Raw genomic sequence first — 24,820 nt, 5'->3', positions numbered from 1 at the left:
AGAGGGGGAAAAGAAACGTGAAGGAATATTTACATATGGTGAAGCGTTGGGATGTTATTATCATTGTGCTTTTGACCGTGCTTTCTTTTCTGCCTCTAGCTATTTTTACTTACGCGAAATCTCAAGAACCTGCCCCACCAGCTGGCTCGGAGTCGAAGTTGGTCGCGGTGATTAAAGTCGATGGCAAAGAGTTTAAGCGCGTCGATTTGACCGGTCATACAGGCGTTGATACGTTTAAGGTGACGGCGGATGATGGGGATTACAACGAGATTGAAGTGAAGGATGAGCGGATTCGGATTAGTGCGGCGAATTGTAATGACCAAGTTTGCGTCCGTGTTGGCGCGATTGGGAAACTCGGCGAGACCATCGTTTGTTTGCCACATAAGGTCGTGATTGAAGTGCAGTCCACAACTGGTGAGACGGAGCCGGACGATGGGATTGTTATTCCGTCTTAAGATTAATTTTGAAAAATGGGAGGTGTGTGCATGACTAAAAATAAGCGTTTAGTTTATATTGCTTTACTGGCCGCTCAGGCGGTTGTCATTAGCTTGTTGGAGCGCGCGATACCATTCCCGTTCGCCTTCGCGCCTGGTGCCAAGCTCGGTTTGGCGAATATTATTACGTGTATTTCCTTGTACACGCTATCCACGAAAGACGCTTTTATGATTGTTTGTATTCGGCTGGTACTCGCTACCTTGCTCGGCGGGACGATTTCGACGTTTATGTATAGCGCGGCCGGAGCGATTTTGAGTTTTGGCGGTATGTGGTTGGTGAAGAAACTGGGGCCTAAGCGTGTCAGCATTATCGGTGTCAGTACGACTGGCGGGATTCTACATAATGTCGGTCAGCTCGTGATTGCAAGTTGGATCGCTGGCAGTTGGAACGTCATGCTCTACCTGCCTGTCCTCTCGTTTATCGGGATACTATCAGGGATTGCGGTCGGAATCGCGGCCAATTATTTAATTAAAAATGTACAGACGCTACGTGCTTTCAATAAAACGAATGAACCTATTCAAAACTAAGCGAAATGAGGATGAATTATGCAACTTCACCCGATGTGGGACGCCTATCCAAATCTGCAAACCGATTTGAAAGATGTACTCACAACTATCGAAAAAAGTATCCAAATCAGAGATAAGCAAGTCGAGAAAAACGTGAAAGATTTGATTCACGCTGGCGGCAAACTGCTACGCCCTGCTTACGCTATGCTCGCGGCTCAGATTGGTCCTGACTGGGATCGTGATCGCGCTATCGCTGTTGCCGGCGCCCTAGAAGTTCTACATATGGCGACGCTGATCCATGATGATGTCGTGGATGATGCGCCGACTAGACGCGGCATTCCGACGATTCACTCGAAATACGGACGCAATTACGCAGTTTATACCGGTGATTATTTATTTTGCATCTGTTTTAAAATTTTATCGAGTCACGCTAGCTCGGTTGAAAACATCGAATTTAACAGCAAAAACATCGAAAAAATCCTGATGGGCGAACTTGATCAAATGCGGATGCGCTATGATATCGATGTGACGGTGCGCCAATACTTGTCGCGCATTTCCGGGAAAACGGCGCAACTTTTCGCGCTGAGTACTTTTTCCGGCGCATCTCAAAGTAAAGCCACTCGTTTTCAAGTACGCAACGCCTGGAATATCGGCCACTATCTAGGCATGGCTTTTCAGATTATCGACGATGTGCTGGATTATACAAGCTCCGATGACGGGCTCGGAAAACCTGTGTTAAACGACGTCAAACAAGGCGTCTACACACTTCCACTCATCTACGCCATGCAGAAACACCAATCGGAATTCCAGCCACTACTCGAAAAACAGCTTGATATGTCCGATGCAGACTTGGAACAACTACTCGCACTCATCACAAAATACAAAGGCGTGGAGCAAGCCTTCACACTAGCCGATAAATACACCAAAAAAGCGCTCCGGGAAATCAAGCAACTCCCAGCTGGCGATTATCGTGATCAAATGTACGGCCTCACATCTTCTATTTTAAAAAGAAACATTTAGTCCACGCGGATTAAATGTTTCTTTTTATGGCAAAAAAATCCGGCTCCCCAAACGAGGAACCGGATTTTTAAATGGATATTATTTAGAGATAGTCGCTACTACTCCAGCGCCTACAGTACGTCCACCCTCACGGATAGAGAATTTAGTACCTTCTTCAATCGCAACTGGTGCAATTAGTTCTACTGAAATTTCAACGTTATCGCCAGGCATAACCATTTCAGTACCTTCTGGAAGTGTAACAACACCTGTTACGTCAGTAGTACGGAAATAGAATTGCGGACGGTAGTTATTGAAGAATGGAGTGTGACGTCCACCCTCTTCTTTTGATAGAACATAAGTTTCAGCTTTGAAAACTGTATGAGGAGTAATCGAACCTGGCTTAGCTAATACTTGGCCACGTTGGATATCTTCACGAGCTACACCACGTAAAAGTGCGCCAATGTTGTCGCCTGCTTCAGCGTAATCAAGTAACTTACGGAACATTTCTACTCCAGTTACAACGATTTTCTTAGTGTCTTCAACAAGACCGATAACTTCAACTTCGTCACCGACTTTAACTTGTCCACGTTCAACACGACCTGTAGCAACAGTTCCACGACCAGTGATTGAGAATACATCCTCAACTGGCATCATGAATGGTTTGTCAGTGTCACGAGTTGGAGTTGGGATATAGCTATCCACAGCGTCCATAAGTTCGTTAACTTTTTCTTCCCACTCTGGCTCACCTTGAAGAGCTTTAAGAGCAGAACCTTTGATTACTGGAATATCGTCACCAGGGAATTCGTATTCAGTTAATAGATCACGGATTTCCATTTCAACTAATTCTAGTAATTCTTCGTCATCCACCATGTCACATTTGTTCATGAAGACAACAAGGTAAGGAACACCAACTTGACGTGAAAGCAAGATGTGCTCACGAGTTTGTGGCATTGGACCATCAGCAGCAGATACTACTAAGATACCACCATCCATTTGCGCAGCACCAGTGATCATGTTTTTAACATAATCGGCATGTCCTGGGCAATCTACGTGTGCGTAGTGACGGTTTTCAGTTTCATACTCAACGTGAGCAGTAGAGATTGTGATACCACGTTCTCTTTCTTCTGGAGCACCATCGATTTGGTCGTATGCAGAAGCTTCTGCAAAACCTTTTTTAGATAGTACAGTAGTGATTGCAGCTGTTAAAGTAGTTTTACCATGATCGACGTGTCCGATAGTACCAACGTTAACATGGGGTTTTGAGCGGTCAAATTTTTCTTTAGCCATTTTAATATTTCCTCCTTAATGTTTAAAAAAATTATTGATAACACGCGGAAACAAATCCGCGCGAATCTTGTTACTATAGTTATACAGGATACAACAAAAGTTTGCAATCAATCCAATCGGCTAACCGTTCATTTCATACGCCAAACTTGCCTGTAACGCTACACCTCAGCGGATCGACAAATGCTTAGATTCTAGGCAATTTCGAGTACCGGAGCGGAGCGTACATCGGTACGTGAGCACCGGAACGCAGGAATTAACGACGGAGATGAGCGTTTGTCGATTCGCTGATCTTAGTCTTCTTTGTTATTTCCGCCATTAGCTTTGATGATTTCTTCACCAACGGATTTTGGAACTTCTTCGTAATGGTCAAACTGCATCGTATAAACTCCGCGACCTTGCGTACTTGAACGCAGGTACGTAGCGTAACCAAACATGTTTGCAAGTGGAACGAAGGCACGAACAACTTGAGCGTTACCGCGTGCTTCCATACCATCTACGCGACCACGACGAGATGTGATGTTACCCATAATGTCTCCAAGGTAATCCTCAGGTACAATTACTTCAACATTCATCATTGGTTCCAAGATGACAGGACTACATTTCTTAGCCGCGTTACGAAGAGCCATAGAAGCAGCCACTTTAAAGGCCATTTCATTGGAATCGACATCATGGTAAGATCCGTCATATAATTTCGCTTTAATATCGATTAGCGGGTATCCTGCAAGCACACCATTTCCTAGTGCGCCTTCAAGACCTGCTTGTACTGCTGGGATGTATTCACGTGGAACAACACCACCAACGATAGCGTTCTCGAACTCAAAGCCTTTTCCTTCTTCGTTAGGACCGAATTCGATCCAAACGTGACCATATTGTCCACGACCACCGGATTGACGAACGAATTTACCTTCGACTTGGGCAGTTTGGCGGAATGTTTCACGGTAAGAAACTTGTGGATCACCCACGTTAGCTTCTACCTTGAACTCACGACGCATACGGTCTACAAGGATATCTAAGTGAAGCTCACCCATACCAGAGATGATTGTTTGACCAGTTTCTTGGTCAGTCTCTGTACGGAATGTTGGATCTTCTTCTGCAAGTTTTGCAAGAGCTTGACCCATTTTATCTTGATCGGCTTTTGATTTAGGCTCAATAGCAACCGAGATAACTGGTTCTGGGAATTCCATGGATTCTAAGATAATTTGATTCTTTTCATCACATAGCGTGTCCCCAGTAGTTGTGTCTTTCAAACCAACAGCAGCAGCGATATCACCACAATATACAATCGAAATCTCTTCACGGTGATTAGCGTGCATTTGAAGGATACGTCCAACACGTTCACGTTTACCTTTAGATGAGTTTTGAACGTAAGAACCTGAGTTCAAAGTACCTGAGTAAACGCGGAAGAAAGTAAGACGACCAACATAAGGGTCAGTCATAACTTTAAACGCAAGAGAAGAGAATGGTTCGTTATCATCAGGATGACGTTCTGCTTCTTCTTCTGTATCTGGTAAAATACCTTTAATAGCAGCAACATCAGTTGGCGCTGGAAGGTAATCTAGTACTGCATCAAGCATCGGTTGAACACCTTTGTTTTTGAATGCTGTACCACATACAACAGGGTAGAAGTCTACAGCTAGCGTTCCTTTACGGATTGCAGCTTTCAACTCTTCTTTTGTAGGCTCTTCACCTTCAAGGTATTTCATCATTAGATCTTCATCTAAATCAGCAACAGCTTCGATAAGTTTGCCACGATATTCGTCAGCAAGCTCTTTTAAGTCAGCTGGGATTTCACGAATTTCAGGATCATTTCCTACATCATCAAGATAATACAAAGCGTTCATCTCAACTAAGTCAATGATACCTTCAAAAGTATCTTCCGCACCGATTGGTAATTGGATTGGGTGTGCATTTGCATCCAGACGGTCATGTAATGTACCTACTGAGTACAAGAAGTCAGCACCAATTTTATCCATTTTGTTAACAAATACTACACGAGGAACCCCGTAAGTAGTTGCTTGGCGCCAAACTGTTTCGGTTTGTGGTTCAACACCTGATTGTGCATCTAGAACTGCAACAGCACCATCTAATACACGAAGGGAACGTTCAACTTCAACAGTGAAATCTACGTGTCCTGGTGTATCGATAATGTTTACGCGGTGACCTTTCCATTGCGCAGTTGTCGCAGCGGATGTGATCGTAATACCACGTTCTTGTTCTTGTTCCATCCAGTCCATTTGTGATGCACCTTCATGTGTTTCACCAATTTTATGAATACGCCCTGTATAGAAAAGGATACGCTCTGTAGTAGTGGTTTTACCAGCATCAATATGAGCCATAATACCAATATTACGCGTCTTTTCTAAGGAGAACTCTCTAGCCATGGGTATTTCTCCTTCCATTATTAACGATTTAGTTAGGCAACAAGCGTTGACCTAGTCGCGCGGATAAGACGAATCTTACCAGCGATAGTGAGCGAATGCTCTGTTTGCATCTGCCATTTTATGTGTATCTTCACGTTTCTTAACGGAAGCTCCAGCATTGTTAGATGCATCAAGAATTTCGTGTGCAAGACGTTCTACCATAGTTTTCTCTCCACGAAGACGTGAATAGTTAACTAACCAACGTAGACCTAGAGTTGTACGACGATCAGCACGAACTTCAATCGGAACTTGATAGTTAGCACCACCGACACGGCGAGCTTTTACTTCAAGAACTGGCATGATGTTTTTGATTGCTTCGTCAAATACTTCCATAGGGTCTTTTCCACTTTCTTGCGCGATGATATCAAAAGCAGAATAAATGATAGTTTGCGCTTTTCCGCGTTTACCATCAATCATAAGTTTATTGATTAGACGTGTTACCAATTTCGAATTGTACATCGGATCTGGTAATACGTCACGTTTAGCAACAGGACCTTTACGAGGCATTGGATATCCTCCTTTCATCTAAGTTTAGTTTATTTTTTAGGTTTTTTCGTTCCGTATTTAGAACGGCTTTGTCCTCTATTTTCAACACCAGCTGTATCTAGAGCACCACGTACGATATGGTAACGTACCCCCGGTAAATCTTTAACACGTCCTCCGCGAATAAGTACAACACTATGTTCTTGTAGGTTATGTCCGATACCTGGGATATAAGCAGTTACTTCAAGTCCGTTAGTCAAACGTACACGAGCGTACTTACGAAGCGCCGAGTTAGGTTTCTTCGGAGTCATTGTACCAACACGAGTACATACACCACGTTTCTGTGGAGATGATACGTCTGTTAATGATCTTCTGAAAGTATTTAGGCCTTTGTTAAGTGCTGGAGAATCAGATTTCTTAGATTTAGATTGACGCGGTTTGCGAACTAATTGATTAATTGTAGGCATTTTTTGGTTTCCTCCTTCCGATTTTTCTAGAGCCACACATCCAGGTGGTTCATTTTTTCTTTAAAATAAAATTGCTGACAGGATATTTCCTAGCAACAGTTTCTATTCTCTATACCTCGTCACGAAGGAAGAGGCACCTTGGATATAGTACCATTCTTCGTGGGGGATTGTCAAGCATTTCGACTATGTTTGTTTAGATAGAAAATAATAGCCGAAAACAGCGACAGAATCGTTGGTTTCAGCTATTATGCTTATGGCTTATTTCGCGACGTATGCGAGCCTGTAAGAGATGTTTCTGCCAAACGGGTAGATTTGTACATTTTTGACAGCTGGATCTAACAGGTACGCCGAGGCTCCTTGATAGAATGGTGCGACAACGGCATCTGTTTGAATTAATTGTTTTTCCAGTTCGAGCATCTTGTCCCAACGCTTTTCAGGATCTGTTGCGTAGGCCTGTTTGACATCATTCAACCCTGCATCATAGGTCGCGTTGTTATATTTCGAAAAATTTAAACCGCCATCTGATTGGTATACTTCCAAAAAGTTGATGGGGTCGCTGTAATCCGGCGTCCATGTGCCGTAGAAAACATCGTAATCTCCTGCTGTCGTGAGTGCTAAGCGATTTTTTAGCGGGACACTTTTTAGTTTGATCGTCACGCCTGGTAGGTTCTTTTCGATTTCGCTTTGTAGGAATTCGACGGTTTTCTTGGAGACTTCTGTGTCGGAGGATAGGACTTCTAGGGTGAGTTTGTCGACGCCGAGCTCTTGTTTGGCTGTCGCCCATTCTGATTTCGCTTTTTCAGGGTCGAACGTGACGAAATCGCCATTTTCTGCCCGGAAATCTTGGTTGGTTTTCGGATCTTTGGCAAAACCGGATGGGATGTAGCCGTTCAGTGCTTTGGAGCCATCGCCTAGAACAGTGTTTGTGTAGGCTTCTTTGTCAAACGCCATCGAGAGGGCTTTGCGCAAGTGGACGTTAGCCGTTGCTTTGCGGTCTTCATTGAATCCTAAATAGCCGATGAGCGATTTTTCTTTGGAATGGTAGGCTTTGTCGTCTTTGTATTGTTGGACGAATTCGTCGGTTAGTGCGGTGTATTGGACGTCACCGGTTTTATAGAGGTTTACGCCTGCTCCGGTGTCTTTAGCGACTTGGACAGCGACTTTGTCTAATTTTACGTTTTTCGCGTCCCAGTAGTCTTTATTTTTGATGTAGGTCCATGATGTGCCGATTCCTGACCAGTCTTTTAATAAGAAGGGACCGTTGGATAGGACTGTGTCGGCGGATGTGCCGTATTTCGAGCCTGCGGATGTCACGAATTTCTCATTTTGTGGCAAAAATGGCGTTCCTGTAAGTAGTTTTGGCAAGTATGGAATTGGGTTTTCGAGTGTAATTTCGAGTGTTTTGTCGTTGATTGCTTTGACGCCTAGTGTGTCTGGTGATGCTTTCTCATTGCGGATTTGGTTCGCGTTTTTGATGACGTCCAGTTGATTCGAGCTCGGTGATGCCGTTTTTGGATCAACTACTTTTTGGAATGCAAAAACGAAATCGGCGGCTGTGACTGGATCACCGTTCGACCATTTGGCGTCATCGCGCAGTTGGAATGTGTAGGTTTTTTTATCGGCACTCACAGTTGGTTCCGCGCTGGCAATGCCTAGTTCGGCGTCATTGTCTGGATTGACGCGATATAAGCCTTCCGAAATTTGACCGATTGCATCCGAGCTGAACGTGTCACTATATAGCGCGCTATCAAGCGTAGCGATTTCGCCTGCGGACGTGACTTTGATCGACTGTCCGGCATCCCCGCTGGCCTTCTCTTTGTACGTATTTCCCCCGCCACACGCTGCGATGACAACACCGATTAGCGCTATCATCGCGATAAGTATCCCATTTTTCATGTTGTTTCCTCCCTTTTGCTAACGTAAAGTAGCTCTCTTTTTAAAATTAGCCGGTGCATTGTAAAACTGCTTTAGCGCGCCCAGCTCCGCGTTTTTCACAAAGTCTCGAAAAAGGTGTTGCATCGATGCGTCCCGTTCCGCGATCAGCTCTGGGTGCCACTGAACACCGACAACGAATGGCGCGCCTTCCTTTTCAATCGCTTCCACAACGCCGTCAGGGGCAGTAGCCGTGATTTTCAAACCTGTTCCTAGTTTATCAACCGCTTGATGATGAAACGAATTGACGCGCGCTGTGTTTCCGAGAATGTTATGGAGTCGCGATGCCTTGGCAATCTGAATGTCATGCGTCGCTCGCGTGGCCCCGTCCTGCTGCATATGCGCTAAATTCGCGTTTTCAATATAGCTCGTATCTTGATGCAGCGTCCCACCAAGCGCTACGTTCAACAACTGCGCACCACGACAAATCGCCAGAATCGGCTTTTTTTGTAGCAATGCCTCTTTCAAAAGCGCCAACTCGAATAGGTCGCGCGTTGGGCATATAGCGCCAAGTTTCGCTTGGGAATCCGCGCCGTATAAAGCCGGTGAAACATCCTGACCGCCTGACAAAATGAGCCCATCAATCTGATCCACAAAAGTCGTCACCAATCGCGTATCCGTCACCGGAATAACAAATGGGGCCGCCCCGCTCTTCGCAACAACCGATACGTAATCCCCGCCAACGTACGTGCCGTTACGCGAAATCGTATTCGGGACTTGTTCTGTCAATTGTGCTGCCGAAATACCAATAATCGCCGTCATTCGCTTCACCCTCCTTTTTTTAATTCGCATCTATTTACTCGGAATTAATATTTCACTTATTATACCTCGTTCAAATAGTAAAGTAAAGTGATTACACAAAAAAGCCTGAAAAGTCACAAAGACCTCTCAAGCTTCCCTAGCATTACTTATAAAACGATTCAATCACCGGTTTCATCTTATCAATCACGAGCCCACTACCACCGCGACCATTTACGTCTTCGATCATCGCTAACACGAGGTAATCCGGTTTGTCGCTATCAAACGCGAGCAAGAAACCATTTTCCAGACCACTTTCGCCTTGTTTTTGCTTCAATTCCGCCGTTCCCGTTTTCGCAGCGATATTATGCCCTGCGATTTGGAGTTTATGCGCGGTTCCCTCAGGTTTCGAAACAGCTTGAACGAGCGCTGATTTGACGGCATTCGCTGTCCCCGCACTCATCGAATCTTTCGCTGCCTTCGTCTCCTGTGTTGCCGTCAACTTCGGATAAACCATTTTGCCGTTGTTTGCGAATGGCGTGTAGGCCACTGCTTGCTGGATTGGAGACATCAATAATTCCCCTTGCCCATAAGCCGTATCCGCGAGTAAAATGTCCGATTTGATGCCGTCATTGGAAACTTGCGCTGATTCCATGTTGAATGGTAAATCAAATTCTTCGCCAAAATCGAATTTTTTCAGGCCATCTTGGAATTTCGTTTCTCCCATTTCCAAACCTTCTTGTGCAAAATAAATATTATCCGAGTTTACGAGCGCATCCACCATGCTCACTTTTGGAATATCATGCACACGTGTCACAAAATACTTGCCCCACGATTTATCTTTTTGCCACTGTAAACCAGAGATTTCACGAACTTTATCCGGTTTTGTCGTGCCATTTTCAAGCCCAACTGCTGCCGTAATTGTTTTAAAAGTAGAACCCGGTGCGTAACGCGTCGCATAACGAGCTAGGAATGGCAGTTTTTTATCGTCGGTATATTTCTTATAATCCTCACTAGAAATTCCCGCTACCATCTGATTCGTATCATAGGACGGCGAACTCACAAGTGCCGCGAGATTCCCATTTGTAGGGTTGATAATCGTCGCAGAACCAGCCTCACCTTTTAGCGCGTTAAACGCATTTTGCTGGATTTGGCTATCAATCGTCAGCTTAATCGTGTCGCCATCCTTCTTCTCATTTTGTTGCAGAACAGTTTCCTCTTTCGTCTCGTCATTCACGATCAAGATACGGCCGCCGTTCACACCACGCAATGCTTTGTCATAATAACGCTCCAATCCAGCTTTTCCAATCAGATCGCCAGCGTTTAGCAATTTATTTTTCTCGATATCCTCCGCGCTCACTTCGCCAACATAGCCGATTAAATGCGCTGCCGCTTGACTTAGAGGGTAGTACCGCGTTTCAATCGTGGCGTAACTGACACCCGTCATCTGCACAGGAGAGCCCGTCGTCAACACCTTAATCGGCACAAACGTATCCGGATGCACCCAGCTTTGCGACAATTTCTTCTCCAAATCAGCGACAGGAATATCGAATTTCTTACTGATGGCCTCCAAGTTTTTCGTCTTAGCCTCGCCCTCACCAAGATCATTCGGAACAATTCCAGCCTCGCTCACGTTCTTGTTAATCGCGAGCCCTTTGCCGTTCACATCTTGAATCTGACCACGCTTCGCCTCATCCGTCGTCAAGCGAACCTTATCCGATTTCACCATCCCTGGAAAAATTAAATTCGGCTGCCAGTCCACTTTCCAAGCGTCATCCTCACTCGAAATGGTCGCACTATATTTCTGCTTCGCCATCTCACCAAGCGTCGTCGTCATTTCCAGACTATACGTCAATTTATAATTATTTTTCGCATCATCAGGCGTCACTTTCAAGTCGGAAACCTTGATATCACGCGCGTCGATGCCCGTAAAAACAGTTTTATATTTCGCTTCCATTTCCTTCGCTGTGAAACCGCTCGTCTTCAATGATTTTTTCGTCACATCATCCGACAGCTTCGTGAAATTCTGTTTTTTAACATTGGTCGTAAAACTTTCCGCGGCTTCGTTGGCCATTTTCTCATTCTTCGCACTGCTGTTCATGAAATAATAGGTCGCGCCCCCGCCAATAGCAAGAACTAACACAACAATAAGGCTGATCCAAATCCATTTCTTGTTACTCTTTTTTTGTCTACGCACCTTGTTCCCTCCATTTTGTACCTCGTTTTGACTGCCTCTTTATTATAGCAAAGGATGGCTCAACCAGCACTAATCTTTACTAATTCTTTACCTTCTCCAAATTGCTTCGCGAAATCGCGTTTTAATTCTAACAAATAGCGCAAATCATTGAGAAATTGAAACAACAACGCGCGCCCTTCAAACTCTTCTCTCGTCTTCGGTAACTCACTTTTGCGAAAATCAGCAAGCATCTGATTCACATCTGCTACTAAATCTTCCGCCGGGTTTTGCTCTGAGAGGGATAGCGCTGTTTTCTCAACCAAACTCGCCATTTTTCCCGCGTGCTCTGTCAAAATACTAATTTCGCGCACCGACTGACTCATCTGCCGCATCACGCGTAATTGTACCGTTCGCATATCAATATACTTAATATAATACCGCGAATCCGCAAATAACTGATTATCCACATGCCGCCGCGACTGCTCATTGGCCTCCGCCAAGTACGCTGCCAACTGCTTAATCAGCCTTTTCTCATCCAAATAGAGCGGTTCTCGCTTCAAATCCTGCGCAAAACAAAAGAAAATTTGGCGCATCGCAGATTCAATTTTTTGGCGTTGCTGTTTCATTTCTGTATCCATTTTTGGCATGTATAAATTCAGTAATATACCAATCCCCGCGCCGACAGTCATGAGTAGCATCTCGTTCGTAAACCAGAAGAGTGATAACGACTGCTCCACTAAAATGTGCGTCACGAGTACCGAGCTTACAACGATGCCGTCTGTCACTTTGAGCCGCACTGCGATTGGGATAAACACGAGTAAGTAAAGGCCAAATGCGATCGCGTTAAAGCCTAATATCAAGAAGAAAATCGCGGATATCGTTAGCGCAATTACCGTCGAGTATACCCGCTGCATCGCGAGTTGTATCGATCCTTTTTTCGTATTTTGAATGCTTAGAACTGTGATTAAACCTGCTGAGACGGCGTATTCAAGACCCCACCATTCAGCGATCAGGATAGCAAGCGTCGCGCCAACAGCTGTTTTCACCGTGCGCAATCCAATTTTCAAAGCCTTTCACCTCTTTTTTATTATCGTTATCTATTTTACACTATGTATTAGGAATTAAAAAGCCGGGGTGGTCGCAGAATCTAAAATAATATTCTAGGGGCGTTCCTTTATGGTATGTAGTTTTCCGCTCTGGTTACTCATAATTAAAGAGCCACCTGCGAAATAATAATTCGGAGGTGACTCTTTATGTTTTCTATCGAGCTTCGCGTGCCAGGCCTTCGGAACTTTCATCCCCTCCACAAAAATCAAAAGAGGATTTTTATTGCGGCGACTCCAAGTTCTTTCAGTCCTGACGGGCACGCTTAGCATCTAATTTTTAAATATGTTTCGATTCTTCTAATTCTGCTACTTCTTGTTCTTTTCCTAGTACGGATGATTTCAGTTTGCGGTAATGGTGGATACCTGTACCGGCTGGGATCAGTTTTCCTAGGATAACATTTTCTTTCAAGCCGAGCAATTCATCGGTTTTACCTTTGATTGCTGCATCTGTAAGAACGCGGGTTGTTTCTTGGAAGGATGCTGCGGACAGGAAGGAATCTGTTTCAAGGGATGCTTTTGTAATACCTAGCAAGACTGGGCGTCCAGTTGCTGGTTGTTTGCCGGCAAGTAATGCGTCACGGTTAGACTCGGTAAATGTGTGTACATCCATTAATGTTCCTGGCAAGATGTTTGTATCACCAGTGTCCATTACACGGATTTTACGTAACATTTGACGAACCATAACTTCCACGTGTTTATCGCCGATTTCAACCCCTTGCATCCGGTAAACTTTTTGTACCTCGGCAAGTAGATATTCTTGTACGGAAAGGACGTCACGAACGCGGATCAATGCTTTCGGATCGATCGAACCTTCAGTCAGTGCTTCCCCACGGTCAACAATGTCTCCGATTTTAACGCGAAGGCGTGCAGTATAAGGAATACTGTAGCTACGACGGTCTTCATCTTTACCTTGTATCACGATTTCTTGTTGGCGATCGCGTGCTTCTTCAATAGAAACAACTTCACCTTCCACCTCGGTAATAATCGCTTGACCTTTAGGATTACGTGCTTCAAAAATCTCTTGGATACGTGGAAGACCTTGCGTGATATCGTCTCCGGCTACCCCACCTGTATGGAACGTACGCATTGTAAGCTGTGTACCTGGTTCCCCGATAGATTGCGCGGCGATAATACCAACGGCTTCTCCGACTTCGACTTCTGTTCCTGTTGCCAAGTTTTTACCATAACATTTCTTACATACACCATGTCTTGTATTACATGTGAATGCAGAACGGATGGTTACTTTTTCAATGCCAGCTTCAATAACAAGACGAGACTTAGCCTCTGTGATCAAGTCATTTTCAGCGACGATAACTTCGCCTGTTTCTGGATGTCTGATTGATTTACGTGCATAACGACCTTCCAAACGCTCTTCCAACGGCTCGATAATTTCAGTACCCTCACGGATAGCTTCAATTTCAAGACCGCGGTCAGTGCCACAATCATATTCACGAATGATAACATCTTGCGCCACGTCAACCAAACGACGAGTAAGGTAACCTGAATCGGCTGTTTTAAGGGCTGTATCGGTAAGACCTTTACGCGCACCATGGGTCGAGATGAAGTATTCCAAGACAGTTAGTCCTTCACGGAAATTCGATGTGATTGGAAGTTCTACGATACGTCCAGATGGATCGGCCATCAGACCACGCATACCTGCTAGCTGTGTAAAGTTGGAGATGTTACCACGAGCTCCGGAATCTTGCATCATGAAGATCGGGTTTAAGCGATCCAAACTCAAGATCAGTTTGCCTTGGATAACGTCTTTCGCTTCATTCCAGACAGCAATAACACGTTCATATCTTTCGTCATCGGTAATCAAACCACGACGGAATGTTTTGGTGATTTTCTCTACTTTATCATGCGCTTCTTCAAGAATGTCATGCTTTTCTTCAAGCGTCAAGATGTCCGCGATACCAACTGTCATACCGGCTTTTGTAGAGATTTTGAAACCTAGATCTTTCATGCGATCGAGCATGCGAGACGTTTCTGTGATATGGAACTTTTTGAATACTTCTGCGATGATGTTTCCTAGGATTTTTTTCTTGAATGGGTCAACGATTTCTTGTTCTTGAATGTGTTTCTTTACGTCAACGTTTGTATCCACGAAATATTTCTTAGGCGTTTCCACTTCCAGATTGTAATCTGTCGGTTCGTTAATATATGGGAAGGTCGTCGGCAAAATGGTATTGAAAATCAGTTTACCAACAGTCGTAATTAATAGTTGTTTGCGTTGTTCGTCGGTAAATCTTTCGTTGTCAATCGAGCCTGCAACAACGGCGATACGCGAATGCAAATGAACATAACCGTTTTGGTATGCTAATTGTGCTTCGTTAATATCCGTAAATACCGTACCTTCACCAACTGTACCTTCACGTTCAAGCGTCAAGTAGTAGTTACCGAGTACCATATCTTGAGAAGGTGTTACAACCGGTTTACCATCTTTCGGGTTCAAAATGTTTTGGGCAGCAAGCATCAAAATACGCGCTTCTGCTTGTGCTTCTGCAGATAGTGGAACATGGACAGCCATTTGGTCACCATCAAAATCGGCGTTATAAGCTGTACATACTAGCGGATGCAGACGAATCGCACGGCCTTCAACAAGTGTTGGTTCGAAAGCTTGGATACCTAGTCTATGAAGAGTAGGTGCGCGGTTAAGAAGTACTGGATGCTCACGAATAACTTCTTCTAATACATCCCAAATTTCAGGTGAAGAGCGTTCGATTTTGCGTTTTGCACTCTTAATGTTATGCGCAAGGCCACGACCAACCAATTCTTTCATAACGAAAGGCTTGAATAGTTCGAGTGCCATTTCTTTTGGAAGTCCACATTGGTACATTTTAAGGTTCGGACCTACGACGATAACGGAACGACCAGAATAATCGACACGTTTACCTAGTAAGTTTTGACGGAAACGACCTTGTTTACCTTTTAGCATGTGAGACAGTGATTTAAGTGGACGGTTACCTGGTCCTGTTACTGGACGGCCACGACGACCATTATCAATCAAAGCATCGACTGCTTCTTGGAGCATCCGTTTTTCATTTTGCACGATGATGTTAGGCGCACCTAAATCAAGCAAGCGTTTCAGACGGTTATTCCGGTTAATAACACGGCGATAAAGGTCATTCAAATCACTTGTCGCAAAACGTCCACCTTCAAGTTGAACCATTGGGCGGATTTCTGGCGGGATAACTGGAAGCACGTCAAGCACCATCCAACTTGGATCATTGCCGGAATGACGGAACGCTTCTAGAACTTCTAAACGACGAATCGCACGAGTTCTACGTTGTCCTTGCGCCGATTTCAATTCTTCTTTCAAGCCATTTACTTCTTTTTCAAGTTGGATGTCTGAGAGAAGTTTTTTGATTGCTTCAGCGCCCATTCCTGCTTGGAACGATTGGCTATATTTCTCACGGTAAACGCGGTATTCTTTTTCTGAAAGCAACTGTTTCTTTTCAAGCGGTGTATCGCCTGGTTCTGTTACAACATAGGAAGCAAAATAGATGACTTCTTCCAACGCACGCGGTGACATGTCAAGTGCAAGTCCCATACGGCTTGGAATACCTTTAAAATACCAAATATGTGTTACTGGTGCAGCAAGTTCAATGTGTCCCATACGTTCACGACGAACTTTGGACTTCGTAACTTCAACGCCACAACGGTCACAAACTACGCCTTTATAGCGAACACGTTTGTATTTCCCACAAGAACATTCCCAGTCTTTCATTGGTCCGAAGATTCTTTCACAGAACAAACCATCGCGCTCAGGTTTCAGCGTACGGTAGTTGATTGTTTCTGGTTTTTTAACTTCTCCGTGTGACCATGAACGAATTTTATCTGGAGACGCAAGACCTATTTTCATATACTCAAAATTTTTCACATCTAACACTAGTGGTCTACCTCCTACTTTTGATGAGTAGCCTATCCCAAATAAATCGGCGACAAGCGATCGCACTCCGCCAATTTTGCGGACTTCCGGTTCTCATGTACACGAGTACACTCCGCTTCCGGCTTCCACAAAATTGACGAAATACAATCGCTTTCGCTCGATTTGTGTGAAGCAGAATTTACGTCTTACCCGAAAGTTCAAAAGACGGTTAGGCGCTTTTTACTCGTCTAATGTTTTTGTTACTCATGTTCTATTTTCAGCATCTTGCACCACCTTCTTGAGGAAAACGGCGCTTTCAGCTTTATATTATTGAATCCAGCTTCAAGAGCCAGCCTCTCGGAAATTTCGTGGCCTCCGCAAAAAACAAAAGAGGGTTTTCACTGCGCCCCCTAACAATTTCTGTCGAGGCTAAACGGGCTCTTTCAGCTTTATATTATTGATTCGAATCTATAATTCCTGCTGGTTTCACTGGTTCGGATACGATGTTGAAAGCGTCGTTTTGAGCGCCGAATTCTTCGTCTTCTAGGTCGCGTAATTCGATTTCTTCTTTGTCTGCTGAGAGGATTTTTACGTCCATTCCTAGACTTTGAAGCTCTTTAATTAATACCTTGAAGGATTCTGGTACGCCTGGTTCTGGAATGCTTTCTCCTTTAACGATGGCTTCGTATGTTTTCACACGTCCTACCACGTCATCGGATTTAATCGTTAGGATTTCTTGAAGCGTGTAAGCGGCACCGTATGCTTCTAGTGCCCATACTTCCATCTCCCCGAAACGTTGTCCACCAAACTGTGCTTTACCGCCTAGTGGTTGTTGCGTTACTAGTGAGTAAGGTCCAGTTGAACGAGCATGCAATTTATCATCAACCATGTGGGCAAGTTTAATCATATACATAATACCGACAGAAATACGGTTATCAAAAGGTTCACCTGTGCGTCCATCGTAAAGCGTGGTCTTCGCATCTGGCGCCATACCGGATTCGGCAACTGTACTCCAAACGTCGTCATCGTTCGCGCCATCAAATACTGGTGTCGCGATGTGAATGCCGAGGTAACGAGCCGCCATACCTAAATGAAGCTCAAGTACTTGTCCGATGTTCATCCGTGATGGTACACCTAGTGGGTTAAGCATGATATCAACTGGCGTTCCGTCTGGCATAAATGGCATATCTTCTTCTGGTAAAATACGAGAGATAACCCCTTTATTTCCGTGACGTCCGGCCATTTTATCGCCTTCATGAATTTTACGTTTTTGAACGATGTAAACACGAACGAGTTGGTTAACGCCTGGTGGTAACTCATCGCCTGCTTCACGTGTAAAGATTTTTACGTCAAGGACAATGCCGTCGCCGCCATGTGGTACGCGTAGTGAAGTATCGCGAACTTCACGGGCTTTTTCACCAAAGATAGCGTGCAGTAAACGTTCTTCTGCTGTTAGTTCGGTTACACCTTTTGGCGTTACTTTACCAACGAGCAAATCACCGTCTTTTACTTCCGCTCCGACACGGATAACTCCACGTTCGTCAAGGTCGCGCAATGCGTCTTCCCCAACGTTTGGAATATCGCGCGTCATTTCCTCAGGTCCAAGTTTTGTATCACGTGCTTCTGATTCAAATTCTTCAATATGAATCGACGTGTAAACATCATCTTTTACAAGACGTTCACTCATGATAATCGCATCCTCATAGTTGTAACCGTCCCAAGTCATGAATGCTACAAGAACATTACGACCTAGAGCAAGTTCTCCAGAGTCCATCGAAGGTCCGTTACCAAGGATTTCGCCTTTTGTTACGCGGTCTCCTTCTGCAACGTTTGGAGATTGGTTATAACACGTACCATGATTCGAACGAACAAATTTGCGCAGTGTATATTTATCGATACCACCGCTAACTTCTTTGCCATCCACTTCAGAAATACGGCGAACCCAGATTTCTTTTGCTTCCACGTGTTCTACAAGACCGTCATGCTTACAAACGACAGCAGCACCAGAGTCACGGGCAGAAACGTGTTCCATACCTGTTCCGATGATTGGCGCTTCAGGATTAAGAAGCGGTACAGCTTGACGTTGCATGTTGGCTCCCATTAGCGCACGGTTGGAGTCATCATTTTCAAGGAAGGGAATACATGCCGTCGCAACCGAAACAACTTGTTTTGGCGATACGTCCATGTAATCGATGCGTTCTTTTTCAACAGCTAAATTGGCAGAACGGAAACGAGCCATAACTTCTTCTTCTGTAAAAGTACCAAGCTCATCCAATTTGGAGTTCGCTTGCGCCACTACATAGTTATCCTCTTCATCCGCAGTCAGATAGTCAATCTTATCTGTTACGCGGTTCGTCTCAGGATCAACGCGACGATATGGTGTTTCGATAAAGCCAAACTTGTTCACTTTTGCAAAGGAGGACAAGGAGTTAATCAGTCCAATATTCGGTCCCTCAGGCGTTTCAATCGGACACATGCGACCATAGTGAGAGTAATGCACGTCACGTACTTCATAACCAGCACGTTCACGCGTCAAACCACCGGGTCCAAGCGCTGAAAGACGACGTTTATGCGTCAATTCGGCCAGCGGGTTGGTCTGATCCATAAACTGTGATAACTGCGAGCTACCAAAGAATTCTTTAATAGATGCCACAACTGGGCGAATATTAATCAATTGTTGCGGTGTCACGGTGCTCATGTCTTGAATCGACATACGCTCACGAACTACACGCTCCATACGGGATAAACCGATGCGGAATTGATTTTGTAAAAGTTCTCCAACTGAGCGCAAACGACGGTTACCAAGATGGTCAATATCGTCTGTGTCGCCTACTCCATGAAGTAGGTTGAAGAAATAACTAATAGAAGAAATAATATCAGCCGGCGTAATATGTTTCACGCTCGCATCAATATAAGCATTACCAATGACATTGATAATTTTTTCCTCTTCGCTATTTGGTGCGTAAATTTTGATAGATTGAACAACAACGCTATCTTCCATCACGCCATCAGTTGGACGGAGTGTACGGAAACCAACGCCATTTTCAAGATTCTCAATAATAGAATCCAATTTACGACGATCTAAAATTTCACCTTTGGACGCGATAATTTCACCAGTTTCTGGATCAACTAACGTTTCGGCAAGTGTTTGGTTAAATAAACGATTCTTCAAATGCACTTTTTTGTTGATTTTGTAACGACCAACATTCGCTAAATCATAACGTTTTGGATCGAAAAAGCGCGATACTAGCAAGCTCTTCGCATTTTCAACTGTTGGTGGTTCACCAGGACGTAAGCGCTCATAAATTTCAAGCAATGCTTTGTCCGCATTATCGGTATTATCTTTCTCAAGTGTGTTGCGTAAGTAGTCATTCTCCCCGATTAATTCTAAAATTTCGCTATCGGAGCCGAATCCAAGCGCACGTAAAAGAACAGTAACTGGTAATTTACGCGTCCGGTCGATCCTTACATGAACAACATCTTTCGCGTCTGTTTCATACTCAAGCCATGCCCCACGGTTAGGGATGACAGTAGAACCAAAACCTTTTTTACCGTTTTTGTCGAGTTTTCCGTTAAAATAAACACCCGGAGAACGTACTAATTGCGATACAATAACACGCTCGGCGCCATTGATAACAAACGTACCCATCTCGGTCATAAGCGGGAAATCACCCATAAATACTTCTTGGTCTTTCACTTCGCCCGTCTCTTTATTGATAAGACGTAACTTTACACGCAATGGTGCTGCATAATTCGCATCACGGTTTTTCGACTCTTCTACTGAATATTTCGGATCTCCCAAATTGTAGTCGATAAATTCTAGTGACAAATTCCCAGCAAAATCCTCAATTGGAGAAATATCGCGGAACATTTCACGTAATCCCTCATCCAAAAACCATTGGTAGGACTTCGATTGAATCTCGATTAAGTTTGGTAGCTCCAACACTTCACTAATACGAGCGAAACTTCTACGTTGGCGATGTCTTCCGTACTGAACTAGTTGACCTGACAACTCATTCACCCTCTCAAATAAACTAAATTTATTAAGCACATTGCAGCAAAAATAGTACAATGGAACTTGGCAAAAATACCTAAAAAAGACAAAAAGAAAGCGGGTTCCTCAAAGAAAACCACTATTTTCTTGCTATGTGAACCAAACAGGCTAAAACTGCAATTCTTCAATACTCACCGCTAAAATATGGCGATATCGATTCTTTTGGCATCTTATTATAATATCATAGTGAAAAGATGGCGTCAATGATTAGGACTTCGCTTTTCTATATCTCCTTCATACTCCGATAAATAAAATATCCCTTATCCTTCGCAACGACTTCCACATTCCCGAAAACTTCTTCCATTTTCGCAGCAGCAGAAGGTCCGCCTTGTTTTTTCTGAATCACAATCCATAAACTACCGCCAGTTTCTAACCGGTCAAAGCTCCCCGTCAGAATCTCATGCACGATTTTTTTACCTGCCCGAATTGGAGGATTACTAATAATATCCGTATAATCGCGATCCGCCACACCGTCATATACCGAGCTTTCAAAAACACGAACGTTCGTCAGACCATTATTCGCCGCGTTTTCTGCAGATAATTCCAGCGCGCGATCGTTCACATCGATCATATCGACCTGCGCCTCGGGATAACTTTTCGCAAATGCAAGTCCAATCGGGCCATAGCCACAACCAACGTCAAGTATTTTACCAGCCGCATCACTCGCTTCAAAACTCTCGATCAAAAGCCGCGAACCGAAATCAACGGTAGTCTTTGAGAAAACACCGGCGTCACTGATGAATTTAATCGAGGTCCCGCGTAATTCAAAAGTCCATGTTTTGCGTTTATGATCTAAATCGCTATTCTTCGTATAGTAATGTTTATTGCTCACATTTCCCACCACCTTTCTATGTATAAAAAAAGGAAGAGCGCCAGATCAGCATTAGGCTAATTTGGTGCTCTTCCTGTCTAGTTACATACGCTAGCCTCTCGGAAATTTCGTGGCCTCCACAAAAGTCAAACGAGGACTTTTACTGCGCCCCCTAACAATTTCTTTCGAGGCTGAACGAGCGTATTTCACTTTTCGTTTTTATTTCACAGCTACGTTAGCGCCAACTTCTTCAAGTTTAGCAACGATTTCGTCTGCTTCTTCTTTAGTAACGCCTTCTTTAAGAGCTTTAGGAGCGTTATCTACAACTTCTTTAGCTTCTTTCAAGCCAAGACCAGTGATTTCACGAACCACTTTGATAACTTTGATTTTTTGATCTCCAGCAGAAGCTAGTTCTACTGTAAATTCAGTTTGTTCAGCGGCAGCAGCGCCACCAACAGCAGCACCAGCAGCTACAGGAGCAGCAGCAGTTACGCCAAATTCTTCTTCGATTGCTTTTACTAAATCGTTTAATTCTAATACAGTTGCTTCTTTTACGGAAGCAATGATTTCTTCAATGTTTAAAGCCATTTTGAAATTCCTCCATTATAATATAATTTTTTTCGGACTATGCCGATTTGGTTGTTGGTGAAAATTCACCGGTTTGAAAATTAAGCGCCTTGTTCTTCTTTTTGAGTTGCAACAGCTTTTGCTGCAAGTGCCAAATTACGAACTGGAGCTTGAAGTACGCTAAGCAGCATAGATAGCAAGCCGTCGCGTGATGGTAGAGAAGCAAGAGCTTTAACATCTTCAACAGAAGATACTTTACCTTCGATGATACCAGCTTTAATTTCTAGTGCTTCGTGTTTCTCTGCAAATTCATTAATGATTTTAGCAGGAGCAACAACGTCTTCATTACTGAAAGCGATAGCGCTAGGACCTGTCAATACTTCGTTCAAGCCTTCTAAGCCAGCAGCCTCAGCAGCACGACGCATTAACGAGTTCTTGTATACTTTAAAATCAATACCAGCTTCACGTAATTGTTTACGTAATTCGGTGATTTCAGCAACTGTTAAACCGCGATAGTCAACGATTACTGTAGAAGCACTGTCTTTGAATTTCGTAGTGATTTCATTAACAGCACCTTGTTTCAATTCTAAAATTGTACTCATCTTTGTTTTCCACCTCCATCATGATTGTTCCAAAGCCGCGCGAACGACTTCAAAGCATATAAGAAACCCCTCACACCGTAGACGTGAGGGGTTCACAAGCCAGTTTCACAATGGAACTAACTTTCAAAATCCTCGGCGGGCAAAATTAAGCGTACAAGACGCGCCTGCTGTCTACGGTTAGGATATTCTGTTTTGTTTCGACTTTGTTATTCTACCAAAATAGAACAACGCCGTCAAGCTCATATCTAAGAAAAACTTAGAATGAAGATGGATCTACTTTGACACCAGGACCAAATGTAGTTGTAACGGTTACGTTTTTTACATATACTCCTTTAGCCGCAGCAGGTTTTGCTTTTTGAAGAACATCGTTAATAGTACGGAAGTTCTCAACAAGCTTAGCAGCATCAAATGATACTTTACCAATCGCAGTGTGGACATTACCAGACTTGTCAACGCGGTATTCTACTTTACCAGCTTTGATTTCGTTCACTGCTTTTGTTACGTCCATTGTTACTGTTCCTGTTTTAGGGTTTGGCATTAAACCTTTTGGTCCTAAGACACGGCCTAATTTACCAACTTCACCCATCATATCAGGTGTTGCTACGATAACGTCAAAATCAAACCAACCTTGGTTAATTTTAGTTACGTAATCGCCTTCTCCAACGTAATCAGCGCCAGCAGCCTCAGCTTCTTTTGCTTTTTCGCCTTTTGCAAATACTAATACGCGTTGTGTTTTACCTGTTCCATTCGGAAGTACAACAGCGCCGCGGATTTGTTGATCTGCTTTTTTAGGGTCAACGCCTAAACGAAATGCTACTTCAACAGTTGCATCGAATTTAGCGAAGTCTGCTTTTTGAGCAAGTTCGACAGCTTCTTCAACGGAATAAGCTTTGTCAGTATCGATTAGCTTAACAGCATCTTGATACTTTTTACCTTTCTTAGCCATTCTTTTTTCCTCCTATTCTGTGGTTATATCGGAATTTCCTCCCACGTAAATCAGATGCGAAATCTGATTTGAAATAAGAAAAGATGAACGTATTACTCTAATATGATAAACGGTTCGACCCGCTTCGTTCAGTTGTTCTTTTTCTTATTCCTGATACGCGTAATACATGATTGGTATTAGTCTTCGATCGTAATACCCATGCTGCGCGCAGTACCTTCAACCATACGCATTGCAGATTCAACACTTGCTGCGTTTAGATCCGGCATTTTTAGTTCAGCGATTTCTTGTACTTGAGCACGTTTCACAACCGCAACTTTATTACGGTTTGGTTCACCTGATCCTTTTTCAACTTTAGCTGCTTTTTTAAGCAAGACTGCTGCTGGCGGAGTTTTAGTGATGAATGTGAAAGAACGATCTTCATACACAGAAATCACAACAGGAATAATTAGACCAGCTTGATCGCTTGTGCGCGCATTGAATTCCTTACAGAATCCCATAATGTTAACACCCGCTTGACCTAGTGCTGGACCAACTGGTGGAGCTGGATTAGCTTTACCTGCTGGAATTTGCAATTTTACCTCTTTGATTACTTTTTTAGCCACGAGACACACCTCCTTAAGTCCGTGATGTGGTTTAATGGGGTTAATCATTTCCCCTCCCACGTTAAAACAGCACAAATTGTACCTCATATAGAATAACACTAAGCTCGCGGGATTGCAAGATTTTTTTGTCTGTTCTCTTTTAAAATTTCTTGGTGGTAAATGTCGCGGTGTCAAAATCGTATCGGACGTTTTTCTCGGTGCGCCATATGTTGAGGTATTCGGCGTAATGGATTGCTGCTTTTCTGGCCCAATCGGTGTTGATCGTCGCTAGTATCCTGATGGTTTCTTCAAACGCCACTTTTCTTGTATCGCCCTGTAGGTCGTCGTCGTTTTTGCGGGTATAAGTAAGATCGCGGTGTTTTAGCTCATATTCTAGTCCCATTCGAAAAGCGAGGTGTAGAAAAACTTCGTATTGGAAGGTATCGAAATCCTGCGTTTTAAACAGACTAACCTTTTCGCCACGTTCGTCGCCGTATAAAAGATAACCCTCCGCTTCGTTCCAATCCATACAAAGCTCACCGAAACCGCCAGAGCTTTTGACATAAAGGTGAAAATCAATGTCATAAAGCGATGCGATACTTTTTAGTTGTAGATAGATTGACTTCGCGTAGTCTGGCATTCGCAGAACCTCCTTGAGACGAAGAAAGACCTGGACGCATTTGATCCAAGTCTTTCTTGTTTATTTTTTTAACGCGCGCCATATGATAGAACCGCAGACAAACATCGCGATAACTCCAATGACCACAATTAGGGCTGAA

At 43.8% G+C, this 24,820-nt stretch carries 19 protein-coding genes and 1 other annotated feature; of the genes, 3 read left to right on the top strand and 16 right to left on the bottom strand.

Annotated elements, in window-relative coordinates; genetic code table 11:
- Positions 1 to 17: 17 nt before the first annotated feature.
- Genes DUK53_RS15370 through DUK53_RS15360 form a run of 3 tightly spaced genes read left to right on the top strand, consistent with a single transcriptional unit; the run spans position 18 to position 2,021 of the window.
- Entirely contained in the window at positions 18 to 455 is a 438-nt protein-coding gene (locus DUK53_RS15370; protein WP_036094369.1) for a NusG domain II-containing protein, read from the top strand.
- Between the two features lie 30 nt (positions 456 to 485).
- A complete protein-coding gene (eetB, locus tag DUK53_RS15365) occupies positions 486 to 1,022 on the top strand; it encodes a flavinylation system FAD exporter subunit EetB (protein WP_036060247.1) in 537 nt (178 codons plus the stop codon).
- Positions 1,023 to 1,040: 18 nt separating this feature from the next.
- Complete coding sequence (locus DUK53_RS15360) at positions 1,041 to 2,021, top strand: polyprenyl synthetase family protein (protein WP_036133364.1); 981 nt, start codon at positions 1,041 to 1,043, stop codon at positions 2,019 to 2,021.
- Positions 2,022 to 2,099: 78 nt separating this feature from the next.
- On the opposite strand, the gene tuf is transcribed toward DUK53_RS15360, so the two are convergent.
- From tuf to DUK53_RS15280, 16 genes are all read right to left on the bottom strand, one after another.
- Positions 2,100 to 3,287 (bottom strand): elongation factor Tu, encoded by a 1,188-nt coding sequence (gene tuf, locus DUK53_RS15355; protein WP_036094372.1) that lies wholly within the window; start codon positions 3,285 to 3,287, stop codon positions 2,100 to 2,102.
- A gap of 290 nt (positions 3,288 to 3,577) precedes the next feature.
- On the bottom strand, positions 3,578 to 5,668 hold the full coding sequence (gene fusA, locus DUK53_RS15350) for an elongation factor G (protein ID WP_036094373.1): 2,091 nt from the start codon (positions 5,666 to 5,668) through the stop codon (positions 3,578 to 3,580).
- A 75-nt stretch (positions 5,669 to 5,743) separates the two neighbouring features.
- Positions 5,744 to 6,214, bottom strand: coding sequence for a 30S ribosomal protein S7 (gene rpsG / locus DUK53_RS15345; RefSeq protein WP_036065477.1), 471 nt, complete (start codon positions 6,212 to 6,214; stop codon positions 5,744 to 5,746).
- Positions 6,215 to 6,243: 29 nt separating this feature from the next.
- Positions 6,244 to 6,657, bottom strand: a complete 414-nt coding sequence (gene rpsL / locus DUK53_RS15340) for a 30S ribosomal protein S12 (RefSeq protein WP_036094375.1) — start codon at positions 6,655 to 6,657, stop codon at positions 6,244 to 6,246.
- Positions 6,658 to 6,915: 258 nt separating this feature from the next.
- The gene (locus DUK53_RS15335) at positions 6,916 to 8,553 is read right to left on the bottom strand and encodes a peptide ABC transporter substrate-binding protein (protein WP_036133360.1); all 1,638 of its coding nucleotides are present in this window, start codon (positions 8,551 to 8,553) and stop codon (positions 6,916 to 6,918) included.
- 18 nt (positions 8,554 to 8,571) lie between these two features.
- Positions 8,572 to 9,351, bottom strand: coding sequence for a gamma-glutamyl-gamma-aminobutyrate hydrolase family protein (locus DUK53_RS15330; protein ID WP_036094378.1), 780 nt, complete (start codon positions 9,349 to 9,351; stop codon positions 8,572 to 8,574).
- A gap of 142 nt (positions 9,352 to 9,493) precedes the next feature.
- Positions 9,494 to 11,524, bottom strand: coding sequence for a penicillin-binding protein PBP4(5) (gene pbp4, locus DUK53_RS15325; RefSeq protein WP_036094380.1), 2,031 nt, complete (start codon positions 11,522 to 11,524; stop codon positions 9,494 to 9,496).
- A gap of 59 nt (positions 11,525 to 11,583) precedes the next feature.
- Positions 11,584 to 12,570, bottom strand: coding sequence for an aromatic acid exporter family protein (locus DUK53_RS15320; protein ID WP_036133356.1), 987 nt, complete (start codon positions 12,568 to 12,570; stop codon positions 11,584 to 11,586).
- Between the two features lie 316 nt (positions 12,571 to 12,886).
- Positions 12,887 to 16,501 (bottom strand): DNA-directed RNA polymerase subunit beta', encoded by a 3,615-nt coding sequence (gene rpoC, locus DUK53_RS15315; RefSeq protein ID WP_036094382.1) that lies wholly within the window; start codon positions 16,499 to 16,501, stop codon positions 12,887 to 12,889.
- 433 nt (positions 16,502 to 16,934) lie between these two features.
- Complete coding sequence (gene rpoB, locus DUK53_RS15310) at positions 16,935 to 20,492, bottom strand: DNA-directed RNA polymerase subunit beta (RefSeq protein ID WP_036094384.1); 3,558 nt, start codon at positions 20,490 to 20,492, stop codon at positions 16,935 to 16,937.
- A gap of 265 nt (positions 20,493 to 20,757) precedes the next feature.
- Positions 20,758 to 21,366: a class I SAM-dependent methyltransferase gene (locus DUK53_RS15305; RefSeq protein WP_036133353.1), complete on the bottom strand. Its 609-nt coding sequence runs from the start codon at positions 21,364 to 21,366 to the stop codon at positions 20,758 to 20,760.
- A gap of 198 nt (positions 21,367 to 21,564) precedes the next feature.
- The gene (gene rplL, locus DUK53_RS15300) at positions 21,565 to 21,933 is read right to left on the bottom strand and encodes a 50S ribosomal protein L7/L12 (RefSeq protein ID WP_036094389.1); all 369 of its coding nucleotides are present in this window, start codon (positions 21,931 to 21,933) and stop codon (positions 21,565 to 21,567) included.
- Between the two features lie 80 nt (positions 21,934 to 22,013).
- The gene (gene rplJ, locus DUK53_RS15295) at positions 22,014 to 22,514 is read right to left on the bottom strand and encodes a 50S ribosomal protein L10 (RefSeq protein WP_036094390.1); all 501 of its coding nucleotides are present in this window, start codon (positions 22,512 to 22,514) and stop codon (positions 22,014 to 22,016) included.
- 51 nt (positions 22,515 to 22,565) lie between these two features.
- Positions 22,566 to 22,709: a sequence feature (ribosomal protein L10 leader region), on the bottom strand.
- A gap of 61 nt (positions 22,710 to 22,770) precedes the next feature.
- On the bottom strand, positions 22,771 to 23,460 hold the full coding sequence (gene rplA, locus DUK53_RS15290) for a 50S ribosomal protein L1 (protein WP_036094391.1): 690 nt from the start codon (positions 23,458 to 23,460) through the stop codon (positions 22,771 to 22,773).
- 176 nt (positions 23,461 to 23,636) lie between these two features.
- Positions 23,637 to 24,062 carry a 50S ribosomal protein L11 gene (rplK, locus tag DUK53_RS15285; protein ID WP_036060221.1) on the bottom strand — a complete coding sequence of 142 codons (426 nt, stop codon included), beginning with the start codon at positions 24,060 to 24,062 and terminating at the stop codon, positions 23,637 to 23,639.
- Positions 24,063 to 24,201: 139 nt separating this feature from the next.
- Positions 24,202 to 24,681 (bottom strand): Imm63 family immunity protein, encoded by a 480-nt coding sequence (locus tag DUK53_RS15280; protein ID WP_036094393.1) that lies wholly within the window; start codon positions 24,679 to 24,681, stop codon positions 24,202 to 24,204.
- Positions 24,682 to 24,820 lie beyond the last annotated feature (139 nt).

This window comes from Listeria sp. SHR_NRA_18 (assembly GCF_003856515.1).
Classification (GTDB): Bacteria; Bacillota; Bacilli; order Lactobacillales; family Listeriaceae; genus Listeria_A; species Listeria_A newyorkensis.
Note: the sequence above shows the minus strand (reverse complement) of the source record. Positions and strands in the feature narration are given on the sequence as shown.